Annotated in this window: 13 protein-coding genes and 1 riboswitch; of the genes, 11 read left to right on the top strand and 2 right to left on the bottom strand. The window is 37.6% G+C overall.

The features are described from left to right. Window positions 1-6 precede the first annotated feature (6 nt). The 4 genes from ACTWP4_RS06090 (at window position 7) to comJ (ending at window position 12,412) form a co-directional block, all read left to right on the top strand. Window positions 7-1,551, top strand: a complete 1,545-nt coding sequence (locus tag ACTWP4_RS06090) for a spore germination protein (protein WP_443127866.1) — start codon at window positions 7-9, stop codon at window positions 1,549-1,551. After that, entirely contained in the window at window positions 1,548-2,699 is a 1,152-nt protein-coding gene (locus tag ACTWP4_RS06095) for a Ger(x)C family spore germination protein (protein WP_443127867.1), read from the top strand. Before ACTWP4_RS06090 ends, ACTWP4_RS06095 begins: the two co-directional genes overlap by 4 nt. Before the next feature lie 601 nt (window positions 2,700-3,300). Next, window positions 3,301-3,390: riboswitch (cyclic di-GMP riboswitch) on the top strand. Between the two features lie 121 nt (window positions 3,391-3,511). Next, a complete protein-coding gene (locus ACTWP4_RS06100) occupies window positions 3,512-11,926 on the top strand; it encodes an RHS repeat-associated core domain-containing protein (RefSeq protein WP_443127868.1) in 8,415 nt (2,804 codons plus the stop codon). A 15-nt stretch (window positions 11,927-11,941) separates the two neighbouring features. Next, on the top strand, window positions 11,942-12,412 hold the full coding sequence (gene comJ, locus ACTWP4_RS06105; protein ID WP_443127869.1) for a competence protein ComJ: 471 nt from the start codon (window positions 11,942-11,944) through the stop codon (window positions 12,410-12,412). A gap of 307 nt (window positions 12,413-12,719) precedes the next feature. On the opposite strand, the gene ACTWP4_RS06110 is transcribed toward comJ, so the two are convergent. After that, a complete protein-coding gene (locus ACTWP4_RS06110; protein WP_443127870.1) occupies window positions 12,720-12,920 on the bottom strand; it encodes a helix-turn-helix domain-containing protein in 201 nt (66 codons plus the stop codon). Window positions 12,921-13,096: 176 nt separating this feature from the next. Between ACTWP4_RS06110 and ACTWP4_RS06115 the strand changes: the two genes are divergently transcribed. After that, a complete protein-coding gene (locus ACTWP4_RS06115) occupies window positions 13,097-14,815 on the top strand; it encodes an RHS repeat-associated core domain-containing protein (protein WP_443127871.1) in 1,719 nt (572 codons plus the stop codon). A 27-nt stretch (window positions 14,816-14,842) separates the two neighbouring features. Next, the gene (locus ACTWP4_RS06120; protein ID WP_443127872.1) at window positions 14,843-15,064 is read left to right on the top strand and encodes a DUF7660 family protein; all 222 of its coding nucleotides are present in this window, start codon (window positions 14,843-14,845) and stop codon (window positions 15,062-15,064) included. A gap of 338 nt (window positions 15,065-15,402) precedes the next feature. Here the strand turns inward: ACTWP4_RS06120 and ACTWP4_RS06125 are convergent, their stop codons facing one another. Further along, the gene (locus tag ACTWP4_RS06125) at window positions 15,403-15,603 is read right to left on the bottom strand and encodes a helix-turn-helix domain-containing protein (RefSeq protein ID WP_443127873.1); all 201 of its coding nucleotides are present in this window, start codon (window positions 15,601-15,603) and stop codon (window positions 15,403-15,405) included. Between the two features lie 458 nt (window positions 15,604-16,061). On the opposite strand from ACTWP4_RS06125, the gene ACTWP4_RS06130 reads away from it, so the two are divergent. From ACTWP4_RS06130 to ACTWP4_RS06150, 5 genes are all read left to right on the top strand, one after another. Then, a complete protein-coding gene (locus ACTWP4_RS06130) occupies window positions 16,062-18,227 on the top strand; it encodes a DNA topoisomerase III (RefSeq protein ID WP_443127874.1) in 2,166 nt (721 codons plus the stop codon). A 280-nt stretch (window positions 18,228-18,507) separates the two neighbouring features. After that, on the top strand, window positions 18,508-19,077 hold the full coding sequence (locus ACTWP4_RS06135) for a hypothetical protein (RefSeq protein WP_443127875.1): 570 nt from the start codon (window positions 18,508-18,510) through the stop codon (window positions 19,075-19,077). Between the two features lie 168 nt (window positions 19,078-19,245). Continuing rightward, window positions 19,246-19,839, top strand: coding sequence for a DUF3889 domain-containing protein (locus ACTWP4_RS06140; protein ID WP_443127876.1), 594 nt, complete (start codon window positions 19,246-19,248; stop codon window positions 19,837-19,839). A gap of 594 nt (window positions 19,840-20,433) precedes the next feature. Next, entirely contained in the window at window positions 20,434-20,742 is a 309-nt protein-coding gene (locus ACTWP4_RS06145) for a lmo0954 family membrane protein (RefSeq protein ID WP_443127877.1), read from the top strand. 24 nt (window positions 20,743-20,766) lie between these two features. Beyond that, entirely contained in the window at window positions 20,767-21,396 is a 630-nt protein-coding gene (locus tag ACTWP4_RS06150; protein ID WP_443127878.1) for a PspA/IM30 family protein, read from the top strand. Window positions 21,397-21,514: the final 118 nt, after the last annotated feature.

Raw genomic sequence — 21,514 nt, forward strand, 5'->3', positions numbered from 1 at the left:
ATCATCATGTTTAGTAGAAAATCAAGATTAACAAAGAAACAAAAGAATAAAAAGGAAGATTATCAATTTACAGGCAATCTATACGAAGATATCAGAGTAGTCAAAGATCTATTTGGCAATACTTCTGACTTAACTATTCGTTATATTGGCAGTGATGAGGATAGTTCTATTGCTGTGTTGTATTTAGACAGCCTAGTCGCAAGGGAATCTATTGAAGAATATGTTATCGGTGAATTAAACGATAACTATAACCAAGAGCAAAATGAAGCAAAAAATATAAAGGAGATTAATTTCTCTACGATTAAAAAAGAAGTAACTTCTTCCATAAAAGAATCCATTACATACTTGTTACAAGGGTATTCACTTGTTTTAATAGACAAGCAAACAAAGGGGATTGCACTTGATACCGCTGGAGGGGAAAGACGTCAAGTTTCTGAATCTAATGTGGAAACGGTTGTCCGCGGACCACGAGAATCCTTCAATGAATCGTTAAAAACCAACATTGGCTTAGTACGTAGACGACTTCACACCCATAAATTAAAGGTTCACGAGATAAAGATCGGTGAGTTATCTCAAACACCAGTTGCAATACTAGGTATTGAGGATGTCGTGAAACCAGAAATGTTTGAAGAAGTAAAACAAAGGTTGGAGAAAATTGAAATAGATGGAATTTTAGATTCTCTATATTTAGAAGAAATTATTGAAGATCCAAATGGTTATACACCATTTCCAACTATTTTTAATTCAGAAAGGCCAGATCGCATTGCTGCCGGATTATTAGAAGGAAGAATTGCTATTTTGTCCGAGGGTACACCTGGTACTTTATTGGTACCAGCTACGATTGGATTATTTATGACCTCAAATGAAGATTATTATCAAAGATATGATTTTGCAAGTTTCCTTAAAATGCTAAGAGGATTTGCGTTTTTCCTATCCATTGTATTACCAGGTTTTTATGTTGCACTTCTCACTTATCACCAGGAAATGATTCCTACCCCATTACTGATTGCCTTGACTGGACAACGGGAAGGGGTACCGTTTGCTATAGCCGTTGAGGTTCTTTTTATGGAGATAACGTTTGAAATATTAAGAGAAGCGGGGCTACGGCTGCCTAAAACTATTGGTGCAGCAGTATCTATCGTTGGGGGATTAGTATTAGGACAGGCGGCAGTAGAAGCTGGACTGGTTGGACAAGCAACCGTTATTACAGTTTCACTAACTGCAATAAGTTCTTTTACAACACCATCCTATAACTTAGCAATATCAGCAAGATTGTTAAGATTTGCTCTCATAGCATTGTCTGCTGTTCTAGGAGCTTTTGGTTTAATTTTTGGGTTAATTCTTATATATATCCACTTAACTACACTTCGCTCCTTTGGTGTACCATACTTAACTCCTATTGTTCCTTTTCACAAAGACAATTGGGGAGACTTATTTATAAGAATGCCATGGTGGGCAATGAGAGAAAGACCGAATGAGGTTGCAGGTGAAAATCAAGATAGGATGTCAGATGCGGATAATAACCATTTAAATAGGAGACAAAAAAAGTGAAAATAATAAGACTCGTTTTGCTATTTACTTGTATTATACTTTTAAGTGGTTGCTGGGATAAAAAAGAATTGAATGAAGTTGCCGTTGTGATAGGTGTGGGAATTGATAAAGTTAGTGAAAATGAAGACGTGTATGAAATAACAGCTCAGGTGATTAAACCACAAACAGAAGATAAGGGGTCAGAATTACCAACATGGAGTGTAACGGCTCAAGGTGAAACGGTAATAAGTGCAATCAAAAATATGAATAGACTGTCCCCACGTCGATTATACTGGTCACACCTCCAGATTATCATTTTTGGTGAGGAATTAGCTAGAGATGGTGTTGCCCCGATTATAACGTGGTTTGAACGGGATAGAGATAGTCGTGCTGGTTCTTATTTAGTGGTAACACGAGGAAGTGCACAAGATTTACTCAACCAAAAAATAGAACTTGGAAGTATTCCATCTAAAGCAATGAGTGACCTTTTAGATTCTGCTGAACAACGACAAATTATTGCACGGAAAGTAAAACTACGAGATTTTACTACTGCACTCGCTACACCTGGAATTGATTCATCTGTAGATGTGATTCATCCTAAGGTAATAAGAGGAGAAGTAGAAGCATACGAGGTGAAAGAGGTAGCAGTTTTTAAAGATGATAAAGTAGTGGGCTATATTGATGGCCCAGAAATAGCTGGTACAGAGCTCTTAAAAAACACATATGATTATTTCATTTTAGAAGGGGCTTGTCCTGGATATGAGGAAGAATTATTTGCTTTTCAGACAACTGACTTCGAAAGTGAAGACGAGCTTATTTTAAAAAATGAGGAATTAACTTATAAAGTTAATATATTCTTAGAAGGAAATCTCTCTGATCAGACGTGTCCAGTAGATCTCTTGGCTAAGGACAAGATGGAACAGGTTGAAAAGAAAATAGGTGAAGTAGTTACCTCGCAGATTGAAAATGAATTTGAACTAGCAAAAGAAATGGGTTCGGATATTTATGGAATTGGACAAAAGTTGCGAAGATCCTATCCTAATGTTTGGAAAGAAGTCAAAGATCAACAAAATGAGATACTAGCAAAAGTTAAATTTGATATTCAAGTGACATCAAATATACGAAGATCAGGATTAATTATTGAACCAACTCAAATTGAGATTGAATGAAGGGATACTATATATGTGGATTACTGTACTATCAATTATATTTATCTTGCTTATAATTATCGATGCCAAACGGTTATGGAAAAGAAAAAATAAAAGAGAGATGGTACTATATTTCTCTTTGTTGACAACAGCATATATTTTGTTCATCGTTAATCACCTTCACCTTTTTCCGATTGAAACATTTAGTCCAATTCAAATAATAACTGATCTTGTCCAAGTTTTCTTACCGACGGAACATGAGGTTTAGTTTGAGAAATGATTTCGTTAGAACTATAGAAGGTACTGTTATTGCTCATAACAGTACCTCCATGTCAATGTTGGTGTGGTTACTTACATAGTACATGGATGCTGGTATGGGTTATTTTCCCAACTCAAAACTTCCAAAAAATCATTTCAAGACTATTCGTCTATTCCAACACCTTCTTCTCCCTCTCATAACTAAAAGTTTATCACACCTTCAAATGGAAATAAACGGTTATAATTAAAGACTTTTGAACCTTATAATATATAATTGTCCATGTGTATATTGACTTATATGTATATGGTGCGTATGATTGTAGTCATGTTGTTATAAGTAAATAGATGTAGGTATTAAATCACTTGTACCTCTAGGCAAACTTATCGAAAGGTAAGGGCGCAAAACCACAGGTCTAAAGCATTGGTGAAATGTTATGACGGCTGGGCTGCTATGAAGAAGTATGAAAGCATTCTAAGTTGTTATAAGCTTAGAATGCTTTTTATATGTTTAAAAAGTATACTGCAACAAGAAAAACCTCCTAGATAAATTAGAGAAAAAGGAGCTTATGTTTTGTATGGAATTTTTCCAAATGCTGAAGAAAGTTTTGGTCTTATTATTAGTATTTCTTATTATTTTTACAAGTCTACCGATTTATCCGAACAGCATGCAAAGTCAGGCAACATCTAATGTCGATGAGCTTGCTGATTTGATGAATCCAAATTCAATCATGGACTTTATGCCTCGCACAGAGCAAGGCCCTATGTCAATACCAAGTCCGACAGGGAATATTCACCCCCCATTGCCTGCTGCGCTAGAAGGAAACATGGCACCATCAACTGCACCACAACAAAGAGAAGCTACCACTACCACGAATGAACGATCTTACCCAATTGAAAATCCAGTTGATGTTATGTCTGGGTTTGTAAAGTTGGATAGTACCGATCTATCTTTACCAGGGATCGGTATGGATTATGTGATTGAACGAACCTACTTAGCAGATGATGACAGTACAGGTGAACTAGGTCAAGGCTGGCAGATTAATATGGACTCAAAACTAGAAATGTATGCAGGTTATGACCTGGGTGAAAGTAGGCTAGATGGCAGTGTCCATACATACGATTTCGTTATGGAAAATGAGGATGCCTATGTGACAAGCTATGACGATGATCCCATGATTAATTATGAGTTAGATAAAGGCTACTATGAAAAGTCAGAAAAAGATGTGTCAATAGAACGGGTGAATCAGCATGAATATGTGGTAACACATGCTAATGGTACGAAATTGACCTACTATGGTTATTATGCTGCATGGCGTGATGAACAAGACGCTAAAGCAGGAAAGATGATTCAATATCAAGATCGTTATGGAAACAAGTTCCATTATGAGTATGATAACCAAGGAAGAGTATCGACTGTTACAGATACTACTGGTCGTACTATCACGATTGACTGGAATAATCAAGTCATTGTTCAAATAAAAGATCCATTTGGCCGCACCGTTGATTATACATATGATACTCAGGGTCGGTTAGAGAAAGTGAAACAAGCTGATGGCCGTATCATTCAATATGGATATGATTCATCAGATCGCATTGTTACAGTAACAGAAGGGAAAAAAACATTTGAATTTTCATACAATGCAGAAAACCAAGTAACTAGTGTAGAACTATTTGGTGAAACTTATTTCAATATTTCTTATGCCAATGGAAAAACAACGGTCACAGACATCAGTGACGGCGCCTGGGTTTACGAACATCAAGATGGTAACATAACTAGCATGCAAAATCCGCTAGGCGCTGTTACCAATTACACCTATGATGCAGATGGAAATTTGGAAAAAATTCAATCAGAACGAGGAACAATTAGCTATGCATATGATGAAAAAGGTAATCAAACAGAGCAAGTAAATTTAGGTGGAGGAAAAACTGTTTATGAATATCATGAAAAATGGAAACAGCCTACGAAAATAACAGATCCTCTCGGGGGAGAAACAACCTTTGAATATGATACTCAAGGAAATCTCGTTAAACGAATAGATGCAACAGGCATTTCGATGACCTTTGAATATGATAACAAAGGTTTGATGACGAAAATAATTGATGAGGATGATCATGTAACCAAGTTGGTATATAACGATCAAGGATTAGTGGAAGAAGTGATTGATCCCTCCCAACATAAAACAAGCTATTCTTACGATGATCTCGGACGTGTCATCTTGGAGAAACGCCCTAACGGGACTAGTATAGCCTTTACGTATGATGCACAAGGGAACGCATTAACGGAGGATGCGGGAAAGGGTGTAAAGACAAGTTTTACTTATAATGCAATTGGACAGGTGGAGACTATTACAGACCCTGTTGGCCGAACTACTACTTACTTTTATAATCCGAAAGGACAGCTAGAAAGGATAGAAGGCCCAAATGGCACAACTGCTTACACGTATAATAAGTTAGGTTATGTCGAAACCGTTACTAACCCTCAAGAGGAAACTACTATTCTAACGAGGGACAAGCTTGGTAGAGTGGTTCAAGTAGAAGCTCCAACGGAAACCATCGTGTACACGTATGGTCCATTTGGAGTGAAAACAGTTGAAATGAAAAGTGGAAGTAGTAAGAAAAGCTTTGAATATACCTATGATAAACGAGGAAATATTCAAGAAATAACTGATCAGTATGACCGTACAATGTCCTATACGTATGATGTGTTAGGTAATCGCATAAAGTCTATCGATCCTTTTGGTCGCACAAACTATTGGCAATACGATGCAGCAGGTCGTCAGAAGGAATGGATCGATCCTACTGGTAATAAAACAGAGTATGTGTATAATACCGTCGGGTTATTGAAAGAAACCCATCATCCAAAGGGAACGGTAACGTCTTATACATATGATGCCAATCAGAATCTTGTAGAAAAGAAATTGCCAGACGGAGCAGTAGAGAAATACACGTATGATAAAGCTGGTTGGCTGAAAAGTACGACAAATGGTGTTGGGGAAACCACTTCCTTCACCTATGATGGGCAAGGAAGAATGATAGAATCGGTTGATCCGAGTGGAGGTGTGACAAGCTACACCTATGACAATGCAGGTCGGTTAATCGAAGAAAAAAACCCTTTAGGAGGAATTACCTCTTATTCCTATGATCAAAAAAATCGGATAAAGGAACAAACAGATCCAAGTGATCGAACAGTCGCTTTTATCTATGATGACTTTAATCGCTTAACGAAAATGGTCGATAAAGGAAATCGTACGCATCAATGGCAGTATAATCAAGAAAATAATCAAGTGACGTATGTACGACCTGACTCTAAAAAAACTATTTATCAATACAATAAAGATAACCAGTTAATATCGATTACGAATCCTAAAGGACACGTCACTTCGTTTTCGTACGACCAACTTGGTAGATTAGTAGAAAAGGAGAACCCTTTAGGCGATACATACGAATGGAGATATAATGAGCATGATTTAATGACGAAAGAAATTGATGAAGAAGGAAATGCCACTTCCTATACCTATGATGCACTTGGTAGGGTGAAAACTATTAAGAATGCGCTTGGTTTAATTGAATCCTATCGTTATGACCAATTTGGTCAATTAAAGGAAATCGAGAATCACAGAGGTGCTATTACTTCCTATAAATATGATGCATTAGGCAGACAACTCTCTGTGACAGATGCTAAAGGGAATACAACTTCAAGTGAATATGATGCAGCAGGTCGTCTAGTGAAAGTAGTGGATGCACTAGGCCAAACAACAAAGTATCAATATACACCAAGTGGTAACATAAGCAAGGTGATAGATCCTTCAGACAAAGTATGGACCTTAGCATATGATGCACTCGGACGAATGACAGAGCAGACAGATCCGAATGGAAATACAACTACCTATCAATACGATCAAGTAGGAAGAAAAATATCACAAACAGATGCGATGGGATTTGCCTATCAATGGGAGTATAATCCGTTAGATCAAGTAGTAAAAGAAACAGATCCAAAAGGCAATGAAACAAAGTATGTTTATACTGACTCAGGTGAAGTGGAATCTATAACAGATCCATTAGGGAATCAAATAGATTATCAATATGATTCCTTAGGACAACCTGTAGAAGTAACAAACGCAGAAGGAGCTACGACCACATATGCGTATGATGAATTAAGTCGAATCATTAAGATTACGGATGCCCGTGGTCAAAAGGAATCTTTTGCGTATGATGCATTAGGTAATGTGGTACAACATACCGATGTCTTGGGAAATAAAGAATCGTTTACTTATGATCCATTGAAACGTTTAACAAGTGAAACCAATTTCCGTGGTCAAACTACGACCTATAGTTTTGATGATAAGAACGGAGTTGCTACTATCACCAATAGTCTAGGTGATCAAACATCCATTCAATATGACTTGTTAAACCAAGAAAAACAAGTCACAGATGCAGATGGCCGAACAACATCGTACGAATACGATGCGTTAGGACGTACGATTTCGGAGACAGATCCTCTTGGTAATGCATATCAGTATGAGTACGATGCCATGGACAATATGACAGCTGTGATTAATCGAAATAATCAAAAGACAAGCTACGCATATGATGTAGTAGGTAATGTTACCAAGGAAGTCAACCCACTTGGACAAGAGACTGTTTATGAATATGATGACAATTATCGTCTGACTAAGGTGACAGATGCAAGAGGTGCAGAGATACATTATGCGTATGACGCACTTGGTAATCGAGTATTAGAGAAAGATGCAGAGGGTGGAGAATGGAAGTATGAATATGATGCACTAAACCGCATCACAAAAGTTCTAAATCCTAATGGTAATAGTCAAGCTTATCGATATAATTCTCAAGGGCAATTAGTGAAGGAAATTGATCCAATTGGGTTTGAAACTGTATATGAATATGATGCTTTAGGAAGGATGACGGAACAATCTACGGAGGATGGGCGAACATGGCATTATCAATATAATGATAAAGGGTGGCTTACTAATATCACAGATCCAATGGATGAGGAGACCTCCTATAAGTATGATCCGAATGGGAACCTTATACAGGAAACAGATGCCCTCGGTCGTCAGGAACAATATAAATATGATGCAATCGATCAACTGGTGCAATATGTAGATGCTGATGAATATAAAACATCATGGGATTATGATGCTTCCGGGAATATTATAAAGGAGACCAATTCGTTAGGCTATACAACCAATTACGAATATGATGCACTATCTCGTTTGATAGAAGAGGAGATGCCGAGTGGTTCAGAATGGAGCTATGCCTATGATGCGGAAGGAAACGTGGTATCTCAAACCAATCCATTAGGTCATTCGACAAAATATGAATACGATGCATTGAATCAGTTAGTCAGTGTAACCGACCCGTTAGAAGGTCGGACCGCATATCAATATGACCCTACTGGAAATATAACGAAAGCAACTGATGCAAATGGTAATACGAGGCAGTGGGGCTATGACTTGAACAATCGTGTTACACAAGAGGTGAACGGATTAGGTAATGTTCACAACTATCAATATGATAAGGCTGGCCAGCTTACGGAAGAAACGAATCGTAATGTGCAAACAATCGAGTATGCTTATACGAAGCGTGGACAAGTTAGTGAAAAAAATATCGACGGACTTAAACAGTCATATAGCTACGACAAAGCAGGCCGGCTTGTATCGATGGAATCCCCTGATTCTAAGGATACTTTCGAATACGATGCCCTAGATCGTCTAACTGTCCAACGAAATGATACTATCGATAAAGGCTTATCTTTTTCTTACGATGCAGTAGGCAATATAATTGAAATGACTAATAGTGAGGATCGAACCATTTCTTATCAGTATAATAAACGGAACCTTATCTCGGAAATGATGGATCCCGATGAAAATACTAGTACTTTTCAATATGATGGATTAGGTCGTGTAAAAGAACAACAACTAGCTAATGGAAACTCGATTTCACAATCCTATACATCTGATGGTCATCTAGAAACAATCAAGAATCAAGGAGAAAATGGTGTTATTTCATCCTTTACATATGCTTACGATGATGCTGGTAATCGAGTAAAGCAAACCGAAGAGGATGGAGCCATCACAAACTATACGTATGATGCGCTTAATCGATTGACAGAAGTGCAATATCCTGTTGATAAGATAGAAGAGGTAAAGGAAGAGCCAAATTTTCCAGAGAACCGAAAACATCACCTAAATGAGGAAGAGGACCATACAGAAGAGGATACCAAGAAATTAAATGAAGACACAGTAGAAGAAGATACACCTAAGTTAAATGAAGACACAACAGAAGAAGAGAAATCACCAGTAGTAACATCGAGTGCTTTTGATACTACTGACGTTGTTCCAGATACGGGTGACGCTACCGACGAATTAGATGCTAACCCATCAACTGAAAAAATAAATGATGCAAATGAAGAGGTTAATGATGTAACAAGAAATGATGGTTCTGATGGAAGTCAGAGTGAAACAGAAAAAGATGATAACATAGAAGAGGAATCAGGTTTCTTCCAAAAAATGGGTCAAGCCGTAGCTAACTTCTTTAAAGGTATTTGGAACGGAATCAAAGACTTATGGAATGGAATTATCAGTTGGTTTAATTCTTTTAACTTGAAAGCTGCAGAAAAAGAAGTCGAGACTTCCGACAATGGATTTAACGAACCAAAATATTTAATGGATCCAGCAAAGAAAATAAGCTATACCTATGATGCTGTTGGAAACCGTCTAACGGAAACAGTGGATGGTAACAAAATTTCCTACTCGTATAATGAAAACAACCAGCTTTTACAAGCGGGAGACACCCGATATGAGTACGGCAAAAATGGGAACTTGATTAAAGAAGTTAAAGAAGAGGACGAAACAACGTATACGTATGACGCGACTAATCGTTTAAGGTCTGTCTTATTTGGGGATGAAAGTTATGTTACCTATGGTTATGATGCCTTAGATCGAAAAGTAACTAGAGAAAGTGGTATGTGGCGATCATTAGATGACCCATTAGGCAACCAACATCCAGGAAAAGGTATTGGACTAGAGAAGAAGCGGTACCCGGGACAAGGAAAAGGAAATAATTCTAATAAACATCCAGGCAAGGGCAAAGGTCCAAAATGGGATGAGCATCCAGGGCAAGGCAATGCATGGGGGTTATATAAACAAGGTAACGGAAGACAAAAGATGGAAATTGTGGATAGTCATTACTTGTATCAAGGAATGACAACAGGCATCCATAAAGAGTATAGTCAAACAGGCTCCCCTTATGGAGAATATTATGTAGGACCAAATGACAGGATCGTATCCCAAAAAATGTTTGGCTATCATGGTAGAAGCATCCCGGGTCATGACCCGAGTATGAAAACCACAGGCGGAATGATGTATCACCAATATGATGGGATGTCTACGGTAAGTGAATTAACCGATCGACATGGAGACATCATTGAGCGTTATCGTTATGATGCTTTCGGTGGTATCCATGCAGGAATCACCGCTCCCTATAATGTGAGTAGTTATACCGGACATCAATTCGACCAAGATGCCGGTCTCATCGATATGCAAGCACGCTTCTATGATGCATCCGTTGGTCGCTTCCTCCAAGAGGATACGTATCAAGGCACAATCGATCAGCCGTTATCTCAAAACCGTTATGCGTACGTGATGAACAATCCGATGAAGTATTGGGATCCAACGGGAAGAACGCCAAAAATCATTAGGCATGATGAAGGGGATATTCCACAGGAAGTGTTGAATCATGAGGCATCGTTTGTGGAGGAAAGAATATTTCATCGTCATGACGAAGGTTGGGAGTATCGTTATCAGAACCATGTAACGGACTCATGGACAGAAAATTATTTTGAAGATACGACAAATAAAGAAAAGATAATTACATGGGATGAAGTGAGGTCCGAAACATGGTATTATAAGGCAAAACATATTTGGACAGATGCTCCGAATGGTGAGCGTATTGAGTGGAATAACCCTGAAGAGTACGCGGAATATCACGAGTACTATAAGGAAAGTCGAAAAGGAAATCAAACGATTATTACTGCCGAAGAAATGATGGAGTCCAACTTTGAGAAAATTCTAGCAGAAAGTGGTACGTTGCCAGGCGCTCGAAGTATGATGTTTACGGAGACCACTACTTCTCATAATAGCTTTAGGCAAGAAGTGACCAAGCCAGGGGCAATGCAAACACAGGATGTAGTTGGATCAATACGAAAGGGCTATGGTCATCAAGTAATCCCAACGGTTTCACAACCATCAAAACCGTCGAGGGATACCAATGACTCCTCTTCCTCTTTCTTTGGTAAAATGACGTCATGGGTGAAGGAAAAGGTCCAAAAAGCCCAAGTGAGTGACATCATCCATGGTTCACTCGATGTAGCAGGAATGGTTCCGGGAATCGGTATCATTGCGGACTCTGCGAATGCCTTGTATTATGCGGTAGAAGGGGATTATAAAAATGCGGGATTATCCGCATTATCGGCCGTTCCTGGCATAGGATACGTTGGTAACGGGATAAAGTATGGATCGAAAGTAGCCGATCTCAGCAAGGCAACAAGGAATGTATCCAACAATACTTCTTCTGTACGACCTATAAATCGTCAAGGACCAGTAGCAGGGGATAATATTGGAGTTAATTTAAATACCAAGGGTAATAGAAATCCTGATGTTGAAGTTACTATACCTAGTAATAGATATCCTGAAACAAGTAAGCATATCCAAGACGCACAAAAAGCAGGTCATCCAGACACACTAACCATTGACCGTTCAGGTGCAAAATTGCGAAGAAAAGATAGCTTAGGTGGTCTTGATAAAGTTCCAGGTAAGGATTTAGATGAATACCCACCAGCAATGTTTAAAGAGGGTGGTATGGGTGTAAGTGTAAGACCTGTTAGTCCATCTGATAACAGAGGTGCAGGTGCTTATTTGGGGAATAAGTTAAGAAATTATCCAGATGGAACGACAGTAAGACTGAAATAATGGAGGGATTATATAATGAGTGAGTTTTCTTTTGAGTTTGAAATATTTTATTCACAAATTGCATTGTTTCAATATGGACTTGATAACCCTTTTAATGATTGGAATGACACTCATGTAAATCAAGGTTTTTCGTGGAGAGAAGGTTCAGTTTCCTTTGGTACACTATCTAGTGATGGTGAATGTAAGATTACTGTCAAGCTGTTAAAGAAAATAGAAATTGATGATGATATAATAAGAGCGATTGTTGTTCCTTTTAAAGTTGTCAAGGGTGGTATAGAGATTGGTTCAGTAATGGAAACAGTTGCAATTGATATACCTGAAGGAAATTATGAAATATTGTTTACAGCCAGAAGGTTAAATAGCACAGAGCACTATACATTTTCATTTATAGAAAGTGGAAATCCCACCGCAAGAGTTTTAAAAGCAGACGATGAATTATTAAATTTACCTGATAATTTATTAATGGAAGCAAATCCAGCTATATAAATTTATTGGACGGCTAATGCTATGTTAGTCGTCCATTTTTAGGGTATGGAGTGCCGTATAAAACGCTTGTGATTCAGAGAATAGACATAATGCTCGTAATCCCCATATTATGTTTTTACGAATTAAATAGTACGTACCACAACTGTAAATTTTATGCCCTATTTAATGTAATGTACCTTCTGAAAATAATCACAATATCATCAGTTACCACCATTTCTATTCTTCAAAGCCATACCTTCGCTTTCTCCCTGCCTTTTAAATTTTTTCGCAACTTTTACGTACATAGAACGATGACTATAACAAGAGGCTACTCCACCTCGATTAACTCCTGAATGTTGATGTCTAATACTTTGCATACTGTTTCTAATGTCGATAGATAAACCCTGTCCACATTGTCTGAACAAAGATGGCTGATTGTATTAGGGCGAAGCCCTGTCTTTCGTGCCAATTCACGTTGTGAAAGGTCACGTTCTTTAAGGATTTCCTTGAGTTTGATTGAAATTGGCATGGTATTTCCCTTCCCCTTTTGCATGTTACTTTTACGATACACAATAAATTTGTATCGGTAAAGGGGTTGATTGTATCGCTAAAGCCGCATACAATGAATTTATATATAATATAGCGGCTAAGCGTTACGTTAATCCCTATTTGTGTGACTTTGTTTATAGGATCGTCTCCCAAAAAATGTTTGGCTATCATGGTAGAAGTATCCCGGGTCATGATCCGAGTATGAAAACCACAGGCGGAATGATGTATCACCAATATGATGGGATGTCTACGGTAAGTGAATTAACAGATCGACATGGAGACGTCATTGAGCGTTATCGTTATGATGCTTTCGGTGGTATCAATGCAGGAATCACCGCTCCATATAATGTGAGTAGTTATACCGGTCATCAATTCGACCAAGATGCTGGTCTCATCGATATGCAAGCACGCTTCTATGATGCATCCGTTGGTCGCTTCCTCCAAGAGGATACGTATCAAGGTACAATCGATCAACCGTTATCTCAAAACCGTTATGCGTACGTGATGAACAATCCGATGAAGTATTGGGATCCAACGGGAAGAACGGCAGAACCGATACAACATTATGGGGAGATTCCGCAAGAAGTACTAGATAGACAAAGCTTTATAGAAGAAAGAGTAGCTGGCGTACACCGTGTTGCAGGTTGGGAATATCGCTATCAAGATTATGCTATAGATACACGGCCTGAAAATTACAAAGAAAGGACAACCAATAAAGCAAAGATTATTACGTGGGATGAAGTAAAAGAAGAAACGTGGTATTATAGGGCAGAACATATCTGGGATAGATGGTGGTTTGGTGGGATAGGCGGTGATTATTTGGAGCAAAGTGGTACGTTTGAAGATCATGAGTATCATCGAACTTCCCGCAGTCCTAATGAAACGGTCATCACCGCCGAAGAAATGATGGAGACCAACTTTGAGAAAATACTAGCAGAAAGTGGTACGTTGCTAGGCGTGCGAAGCGCAGTGTTTAACTCTATAACTACTTCGCATGTCAGTCAACAATATGTTAATGAGATTGGTAATACAGGGCCCATGCATACAAGAGATATTCTTGAAGGAACAACTTATTTATCATCTGGCTATGGGAACTGGAATAAGATCGGTCAATATACCCAAAAATCGTTCAACAGTTTTGGAAATATTGGGAAATCCGTTTATGATGGATTGGTAGAGAGGAATAGAAATAAGTCAAATTCTGTATATGATTTCACCAATTACATTACGTCGGGAGTTAGTGGTGGTTTCTACACTGGTTTGAATGATAGAGCAAAGAAAATGATGGACTCCCCATATGACTTTATGAATTGGGCATCCATGGGCCTAGTAGAAACGGTTGATCAAGCTATTTTTCCTGAAAAACCATTATCTGAGGAACATTGGTTAAGTAGTTTAAATGTTGTCACAATAGGAATGGGTACGGGCTTAACATCGAGCTTAATGAAATCATCAACGTCTACGCTTCCAAAAAATATGAGCATTAAAGTTGGGAATAAAGATACTTTTAGATATACTAAACCAACCAAAAATTTAAGGGTAGATTTGCAGTTCTTTGGTAAGGGTAAGGTAAATCCTACATTTAGTCAGAAAGATATTAGATATACTCAAGATAGTATAAAAAAATCTTTCAAAGATGGTGGAACAGTTGACGATTTAGCTACAGGATTAAAGAATGGTAGTGTAAATAAGAATGATATACCTGCAATAAGGGTCTTTCAACATACTGACGGAAACATGTATTCTTTAGATAATCGAAGACTTTATGCATTTAAACAAGCAGGTATTGACCCACCACAAGTTTGGGCACCAAATGACTTAGTCCAAAAACAAATTGGATGGAAAATGACAACTAAAATAATGGCACGAGTATAAGACTAAGGTAAAAAAAGAGGTGTTATTGTGAAAGTAGACGAGATTAAATCAAAAGAAGATTTTATAGTATTTTTAAAGAAACTAACAAATGACTTTGAGGAAAATTGTCAGGATTGGGAAAATCAAGACCTAACTTCTTATTTTGAAAGTATGAAGGCTTGGGTAGAAGATACAAATGACTCTAACCTCGAAGGGAATTTATGGGCGGTTATGAGTAAGATTATATTAGCACCAAAATACTATGAATAAATAATTGTAGATAGTTTTTTAGAGAAAACCTTGATTGGCTTAATGCCTTTCAAGGTTTCTTTTTGTTGGTGGGGCTACACAGTGACGCATAGTTCATTTTTTATTCAGAGAATATGAGTAACTCCTGTAAGCCCCATATTATGTTTTTACGAATTATATAGTACGTACAATACCTTTAAAATGTATGCCCTATTTACACTTTATTCTGTTAAGCAAATAACCATAATATCATCAGTTAACACCATTTTTATTCACCAAAACCTTACCTTCGCTTTCTCACTGCCTTTGAAATTTTTCCGCAACTTTTCCGTACATAGAACGATTACTAGAGCAAGAGGCTACTCCACCTTGATTAACTCCTGAATGTCGATGTCTAACACTTTGCATACTGTTTCTAGTGTCGAAAGATAAACTCTGTCCACATTGTCTGAACAAAGATGGCTTATCGTGTTGGGGCGAAGCCCTGTCATTCGTGCTGATTCACGCTGTGATAGGTCACGTTCCTTAAGGATTTCCTTTAGTTTGATTGAAATTGGCATGGTAATTCCCTTCCTCTTTTCATGTTACTTTTACGATACACAATAAATTTGTATCGGTAAAGGGGTTGATTGTATCGCTAAAGCCGCATAAAATGAACTTATATTTAATATAGCGGCTAAGCGTTACGTTAATCCTAATTTATGTAACGCTTGAAGGTGTTATCGATTCCAAGGTTATACTTTGGAATCGTGCCAAGAGAACTACCTAGAAACCATGGTTATAACAGCAATAGTGATACAATGGTATGTAGTGAGGGAAAGGCCATGATATTATGAAGCAAAGTATTTCACTAATGAATAGTGGATCACCTTTTGGGTGTATTTAAAAAAACATGAGTACCACAAATCTATTTTGTGATTTTTTAATTCATCAATCCGGTAGGAAGAAAACACGAGTGTCGATTTTGAATTATTATGTTAAAGTAGAAGGAATGAAGCATTAGGAAGGATTGGAATCAATGAGTAAAACAGTAGTAATAGCAGAAAAGCCTTCTGTTGGCCGTGACATAGCAAGAGTATTGCAGTGTAACAAAAAAGGAAATGGCTATTTAGAAGGTTCAAAACATATTGTAACATGGGCACTCGGTCATTTAGTAACGTTAGCTGATCCAGAAGCTTATGATAATAAATATAAAACGTGGAAGCTAGATGAATTGCCAATGCTGCCAGATCGACTGAAATTAGTCGTAATCAAAAAAACAGGCAAACAATTTCAAGCAGTTAAAAGCCAAGTGATACGTAAAGACGTTAGTGAGATAGTGATCGCAACAGATGCAGGAAGAGAAGGCGAACTAGTTGCTCGCTGGATTTTGGAAAAAGTACGAGTGAACAAGCCTGTGAAAAGATTGTGGATATCTTCTGTAACGGATCAAGCCATAAAACAAGGCTTTCAAAATTTAAAGCCAGGAAAGCAGTATGAAAACTTATACCAATCAGCAGTCGCACGATCGGAAGCAGACTGGTATGTTGGTTTAAATGCGACAAGAGCATTAACAACTAAATTTAACGCACAGTTATCCAGTGGTCGTGTCCAGACACCAACACTGGCGATGATTGCTGCAAGGGAAAAAGAAATTAAACAATTCAAGCCGAAAAAATACTATCAAATCAAAGCACGTACAAAAGATGGTATTACCTTAACATGGCGAAATTCAAAAGGAGAAACACGCTCTTTTGATCAATCAAAAGCAAAAGAACTGCAATCCAGGTTGCAAAATAAAGCTTTAACCGTCACTAATATCGACAAGAAGAATAAAAAGAACTATGCTCCCACTTTGTACGATTTAACCGATCTACAGCGGGATGCGAACCGTATCTTTGGTTTCTCAGGGAAACAAACATTATCGCTTATGCAGAAGCTTTATGAACAACATAAGGTATTAACCTATCCACGTACCGATTCAAAATATATTTCCACAGATATTGTACCGACATTAAAGGAAAGAGTTGCAAGCTGTGGAGTAGGTCCTTACGCAAAGGCGGCAAACAAAATTAAGAAACAACAGATCAAAGCACATAAATCATTTGTCGACAATGCCAAAGTTTCCGATCACCATGCGATTATTCCGACTGAAGAGCCGGTTTATTTATCGAAGCTATCGGATCAGGAACAAAAAATATATGATCTTGTAATCAAGCGTTTCTTAGCAGTGTTACTACCCCCATTTCAATACGAACACATCCAGTTAACTGCAGAAATAGCAGGAGAAACATTCACGGCTACCGGAAAAAATGTGATTGATCAAGGCTTTAAAGCTGTTTATAACAATGATGATGAAGATGATGACGAACAAAAAATCAGTAATATCAAAGAAAAACATGTCTGGGACAAGCCGACATTAAAGCTGGTTGAAGGCGAAACAAAACCACCAGAACGTTTAACAGAAGGTACTTTATTACAAGCAATGGAAAACCCGGCGAAGTTTCTGGAGCAAAACGAAAAACACGCAACAAAAACCTTACAAGCAACTGGTGGCTTAGGAACTGTTGCTACAAGAGCGGATATTATCGAGAAGTTATTTAACACCTTTTACATCGAGAAAAAAGGTAAGTATTTATATCTGACGTCAAAAGGTAAACAGTTACTGGATCTTGTACCAGCTGATTTGCGTTCGCCATTGTTAACGGCTGAATGGGAGAAAAAACTGAACCAAATCGCTAATGGCCAATTGAAGAAAGAAGCTTTTATTAATGAAATTAAAGACTATACAAAAGAAGTCGTGCAACAGGTGAAATCAACCGATGCGAAGTATAAACACGATAATATGACAGGAACAAAATGTCCAAAGTGCGGCAAGCTAATGTTAGAAGTAAATGGAAAAAAAGGACGAATGCTTGTCTGTCAGGATCGTGACTGCGGAGAGCGGAAGCCGATTGCCAAGAAGACAAATGCACGCTGTCCAAAATGTCATAAACGAATGGATTTACGTGGACAGGGAGAAGGACAAACCTTTTCCTGTGTATGTGGTTATCGTGAAAAACTATCCTCATTCCAAAAAAGAAAAGAAAAACAAGGAAAAAACAAAGCAAACAAACGGGATGTAAATAAATACTTGAAAAAACAGGACGATGACTTTACCAACACTGCATTAGCAGACGCACTTGCTAGATTGAAGAAAAAATAAAGTAAAGTGGCGGATAATTCCCGCCACTTTTTATCGTTTCATTGTATGTAGAATCAAAATAACTTACACACTTTCCGGACAAGTCGCACTTGCACAATGATAAAAAATATACTATAGTAAAATTACATTTAAATTGTATTTTTTTCCACTTAAAAAACCAAAGTAAATGAATGATTTCAATCGAAAATACGCCTCAAGTCTTACTTCAAAATATATCCACAGCCCATTATCCGAATCAATAAGACAAACTATCATAAAGAGATGGAAGGAGGGGGTGTAGATGAAAAAAGTTTATCTTCTTTTCACAGATACAGGGACGCTTTTGTCACGTATGATTAATCTGTGTACAAAGTCAACATTAAATCATGCTTCGATTGCTTTTGATACATCTTTAACAGAAGTCTACAGTTTCGGGAGAAAGCATCCATATAATCCTTGGATTGGCGGATTTGTTAGAGAAAATTTGCGCACTCCTTTGTTTAGCCATTCTCAATGTGCAATCTATCAATTAACGATAACTGATGATACATATTATGTATTGAAGCAGCGGATCGAAAAAATGGAAGCTGAAACAGATCAATATCGCTATAATCTGTTAGGTTTATTCGGTGTCCTTTTTAATTTGGAATGGCAACGGGAGCACGCTTATTTTTGTTCGGAATTTGTCGTTACTGTTTTAAAGGAGGCAGGGATTTATGTCGATGAGAAACCGGCATGTCTGGTGAAACCACAGGATTTAAAAGAGTGGAATATGTTAGAGTTAATTTATCACGGTGATTTACCTATCTACCTACAACAGCATGGTGGTTATGAAGTGAAAGTACCATTATGGAAGAGGATTTACAGCTAACAGCAATTATTTTTATACCTGTTTTTTCCAAGAGTCTTTAACAAGGCTCTTTTTTTATGGATTGAAAAGCTTTTCAATAGATATTTTTACTATCTCTATTCCAATTGTCACAACATTTGCCTATCTATTCATAGAATACTTTGAGTAAACAATTAGGAGGAAATGAAGATGTACCCATATTACCATTACGGCTATCCGTATTATCAAATGTATGGAGACGATATCCGTCAAAATCTTATCAGTGGGCAGGCGACCTGGACAGAAGGCGGGAATGTAACACAATGTAATATTCCATGGTCTTATAATCAATACATGACAGTAGCTGTTAGCACCAATTCTCGATATCAGTGTGGCCAAACCATTAAGGTGAGAAATCCGCAAAATGCTAGAGAAGTTATTGTTACGGTTGTTGATACAGTACCCAATTCACCGGCGACAAGGTTGAATTTGCACCGCAGAGCATTTGAAGCATTAGGTGCAAACCCATCTGTAGGTTTGCTTTCTATTCAATTCCAACCATCTCCGGAATTGGAGCAAGTTAAATGGGGCAAGTATTTATTAGAAGTAACACAGACTGCTTATCCGAACTATAATGTGACAGATTATAATTTTGTGGAAAAAACACAACCGGCACAAAATCGAGTTAGAGAAGTATACGAATATTCCTTACAAAACACTCAGGAACGGATAAAGGTTAGAGGAACAGTAGTATATAATCCAACAACAGAACGCGTTATTTCATTTGATATCAAAGAACTTTAACACTCAAGCCACACCTTCCTTTTTTAGTAAGGCAAACGTGAATAAACTAAGATAAACGACAAATCCAAAAAGGAAGAACAAAGATTTGTAAAATAAACTAAAATAATTATACCTTTTTCTACAAAGAGTATCAGAAAAACATATTGGTATTTTAACCATATAAGTTTATTTATGCACTTTCACGAGGGATAATAAATCAAGTTGCAAGGTCTGACAAATGTTGTAGCACATGCATTAAGCGAAGGCGCCCACTTCAACTCCTGTGGGGCTTGTTTGCCCTGAAGATCCACTTTTTGAGCGATTTTTGCACGAAAAAGTTAGCTGAAGGGCAAACCCCACGGAAAGGGTAGTGGTGGTCAAACGGTCGACATATTTCATAATGGCTATTAATAGCAATCGCCACAGACCTACTTAGTACTTAGCTTATAGTTAAGGGTGGACGGGCTTTGCTCAGTTTTTCTTAAGGTGATACATATAACTACCACCTAGTCCTACACAAAATAAGCCTCTAGTCTTAGTCTAAAATATATCCGCAGCCCATTACTCAAATCGATAGGACAAGCTATCATTAAGACATGGAAGGAGGGAACGCAGTTGAAAACATTCTTACTTATCAGTTTAGCAGTGATCGCCTCAATCATATTACTAGCAAACCTAGGCCCGATGATTATGCTATTAATCAGTGTGGTAGTTGCTTATTACGGTGTGAAGAAATTCATTTTAGCGGATACTACTGGGAAGAAAGTCGGTTGGGGGATTGTGATCTTAATTGGTGTTTCAATGTCACTTTCGAACATACCGGCACTAATTGGTGTGGTAGCTTTAGTCGTATTGTATTACAGCTATAAAAAATATCAGGAAGAAAAAGAACGTCGGGATTACTTAGAGTGGGACAAGCTTTAAATAAAACTAAGGAGGAAATATAACATGTCAAATTTATTTACACGTATTAAAGATTCGGTGATGGCAGATTTACACGAGGCAATGGATCGAAAAGAGGAGAAAAATCCAATCGCACACGTTAATCAGTACATTCGTGAGTGTGAGCAGGAAGTAAAGAAAATCAAGCGATTGGTTGAGAAACAATATGAAATAAAACAAGATATTGCCAAAGAATTAAACCATGCAAAAATGATGGTCGAAAAACGTAAACGTCAAGTCCAATTAGCAGAAGAGATGCAAGAAACAGAATTAGCTACTGAAGCTAAAACAGAATTAGAACAATTCGAGGCACGCGTTTCTCATTTAAATGAAATGTCCGATAAGTCAATCAAAGATCTTGAAATGCTTGAGACAAAATATGTTCAAATGAAACAAAAATTAAAAGATCTTTATGTGAAACGTTTGGAATTACGAAGCAGAGAAAACATTGCCCGTACGAAACAAGGTATGAACAAAGTGCTGGAAACAGAATTAGTTTCCAAAAGCGCTTCTAAATTTGCGGAACTTGAAAGCTATATTGAAAGAATTGAACAACGCGTCCAAACAGATTACCGCTTGCATACATTAGACGCACGCTTTCAAGAATTAGAAAAAAAGGCTACAACAACTAACTAAAAACATGCTATCCTATAAAGGTGCAGAAAACCCTGCACCTTTTATTACATGTTTGAAAAGGGTAAAATTTCAGCATAGTTGACAATCAACGTGGCAAGAAGCCAAGTATTTCTAAACG

Source organism: Gracilibacillus sp. D59 (assembly GCF_052246695.1).
In the GTDB taxonomy this organism is placed as follows: Bacteria; Bacillota; Bacilli; order Bacillales; family Amphibacillaceae; genus Gracilibacillus.

What these genes read in the sequence shown, in the direction of transcription:
- ACTWP4_RS06140 (WP_443127876.1), top strand. Translation starts at nt 19,246, where the DNA reads ATGTACCCATATTACCATTACGGCTATCCGTATTATCAAATGTATGGA.
- ACTWP4_RS06110 (WP_443127870.1), bottom strand. Translation starts at nt 12,920, where the DNA reads ATGCCAATTTCAATCAAACTCAAGGAAATCCTTAAAGAACGTGACCTT.
- comJ (WP_443127869.1), top strand. Translation starts at nt 11,942, where the DNA reads ATGAGTGAGTTTTCTTTTGAGTTTGAAATATTTTATTCACAAATTGCA.
- ACTWP4_RS06150 (WP_443127878.1), top strand. Translation starts at nt 20,767, where the DNA reads ATGTCAAATTTATTTACACGTATTAAAGATTCGGTGATGGCAGATTTA.
- ACTWP4_RS06090 (WP_443127866.1), top strand. Translation starts at nt 7, where the DNA reads ATGTTTAGTAGAAAATCAAGATTAACAAAGAAACAAAAGAATAAAAAG.
- ACTWP4_RS06135 (WP_443127875.1), top strand. Translation starts at nt 18,508, where the DNA reads ATGAAAAAAGTTTATCTTCTTTTCACAGATACAGGGACGCTTTTGTCA.
- ACTWP4_RS06115 (WP_443127871.1), top strand. Translation starts at nt 13,097, where the DNA reads ATGTTTGGCTATCATGGTAGAAGTATCCCGGGTCATGATCCGAGTATG.
- ACTWP4_RS06125 (WP_443127873.1), bottom strand. Translation starts at nt 15,603, where the DNA reads ATGCCAATTTCAATCAAACTAAAGGAAATCCTTAAGGAACGTGACCTA.
- ACTWP4_RS06130 (WP_443127874.1), top strand. Translation starts at nt 16,062, where the DNA reads ATGAGTAAAACAGTAGTAATAGCAGAAAAGCCTTCTGTTGGCCGTGAC.
- ACTWP4_RS06100 (WP_443127868.1), top strand. Translation starts at nt 3,512, where the DNA reads ATGGAATTTTTCCAAATGCTGAAGAAAGTTTTGGTCTTATTATTAGTA.